The 1,934-nt window shown below is 42.7% G+C and carries 2 protein-coding genes and 1 pseudogene; 1 reads left to right on the forward strand and 2 read right to left on the reverse strand.

Annotated features, from left to right (window positions below):
- Window positions 1-170: 170 nt before the first annotated feature.
- The gene (locus B5F87_RS20350) at window positions 171-1,085 is read right to left on the reverse strand and encodes an IS3 family transposase (RefSeq protein ID WP_087284494.1); all 915 of its coding nucleotides are present in this window, start codon (window positions 1,083-1,085) and stop codon (window positions 171-173) included.
- Complete coding sequence (locus B5F87_RS20355; protein WP_207752756.1) at window positions 1,082-1,366, reverse strand: transposase; 285 nt, start codon at window positions 1,364-1,366, stop codon at window positions 1,082-1,084. Before B5F87_RS20355 ends, B5F87_RS20350 begins: the two co-directional genes overlap by 4 nt.
- A gap of 107 nt (window positions 1,367-1,473) precedes the next feature.
- Between B5F87_RS20355 and B5F87_RS20360 the strand changes: the two are divergent.
- A pseudogene (locus tag B5F87_RS20360) lies at window positions 1,474-1,866 on the forward strand (transposase); the annotation flags it as partial.
- Window positions 1,867-1,934 lie beyond the last annotated feature (68 nt).

Consider the following 1,934-nt stretch of genomic DNA (forward strand, 5'->3'; position numbering starts at 1 on the left):
AACAGGATATCGGACGCATGGAAAATATGACATACGATCCGGAGCAGGATCATTATATCTGTTTTAATGGCAGGAATATCGAGTGGAGATATGACCGAAAGGAAAAAACAGCAACGGGTGGTCCTATGTCAAGATTTAGCGCAAGTTAAAATGAGAAATTTATCCTCATCTTAACTTACTAAGAGCAGTTCGTTTGTCTGTGTCTGCTCATATAGTTTTTCAAAGTCATTTGGTGACATGTAATCGCAATGACTATGAATACGTTTGGTATTATAAAAGGCTTCAATATACTCGAATATCAGACGATATGCCTGCTGATAATCACGTATTTTAAACCGGTTCAGCCATTCCCGTTTGATAAGTGCATGAAACGATTCGATACATGCATTATCCCATGGGAAAGCCTTTTTCGAGTAGCTGCGCTGCATTTTTGCAGTGGCTTCCCGATATGCCTGGGATACATACTGCCTTCCTCTGTCACTGTGGATAATTAACGGCAACTTCGTGTTCCGTCTGGCTTTCGCTTTATTGATAGTATTAATCACACAGGATACCTCTAAAGTCTGGCTGAGTGTCCAGGCAATGATCTTACGGGAAAATAGATCCATAATGCTTGTCAGATAGACAAAGCCATCTGTCGTCCAGATATACGTGATATCACTGCACCATACCGCATTTGGGCGGTCAGGAGTAAACTGTTCATCCAGGATATTTTGAAGTTCGTTACTGAAATCGGAATCTATGGTAGTGATCGTCCATGGTTTCACCCATTGGGCTTTAATCCCCATTTCCTTCATATATTTTCCGACAGTACGCTCTGAGATGGTCTCCCCCTTCTGACGTAGCTTTCTGGTGATTTTTGGGGCTCCGTAGTTTTGCTTCGATTGATCATAAATATCCTGTATTTTGGCTTTTATGTATTCCCTGCGTTTTTCTGTATCAGAAGGAGTACGGTTTAGCCATGAACGATATCCAGACCGTGAAACGCCTGAATATTTCAGCATTCCGGAGACGGAGACCCGGCGATTCTGTTTTCTGGCAGCTTCCGTCTTTTCAGAAACCTCGAGATAAATGGCTTCTGTTATTTTCCCAGAATGCTGATAGCTTTTTTTAGCACATCAAGTGCATCCTGGGCATCACGGAGTTCGCGTTTCAGACGGGCAATCTCTTTCTGCTCATCAGAGGCGTAATTACCGGAGCCACGAACAGGGATATCGCCAGACTCCCGGAAATCCTTCAGCCATTTTGTCAGAGTGCTGTAACCCACACCGAGGTTTTGAGCACAGCCACGGACACCAAGCTCTTTGTGATCGAAATAATACTGGACTGCATCCAGTTTAAACTGTTTGTCATGTTGCTTTGCCATAATGAGATCCTCCTTCAGTACGATACTTCTATTATATCATGTATTGTCTATTTGGAATTTTCTCATTTTGACTTGCACTATTTATATACTAGCACCAGGGTTATCAACGGACCACATCCGTCTACGAATGTAGTGAGTGTGCAGGCTGCCCCTATAAAACAAAGTGTATCAAAGGGAATAACTGTAAGACTCCAATGGAAGAAAGAGCAAAAAGGCTTTATGTTTCCAAGACGATGAAAGAAAAAAGAAGGGAAGATCTGGAACGGATCACGAGTGAGTACGGGACACAGCTGAGGATGAACCGGAGTATCCAGGCAGAAGGCTCGTTTGCGGAAATAAAAGCAGACATGGGATTTCGTCGGTACTCTTATCGGGGACTGGAGAATGTGACTGCCCAGAGTGTGGTCCTGGCGGTCGCCCATAATATAAACAAGCTTCATAATAAGATCCAAAATGACAAAACAGGACAGCACTTGTTTGAACTGAAAAAAACAGCATAATTTTTAAAATTTCAAAATACACATCATACCAGTCTTTTGTCTAAGACAGAAGGCTTAGATCAGTGCGC

Origin of the sequence: Eubacterium sp. An3 (assembly GCF_002159465.1) — a bacterium.
GTDB lineage: Bacteria > Bacillota > Clostridia > Lachnospirales > Lachnospiraceae > Anaerobutyricum > Anaerobutyricum stercoris.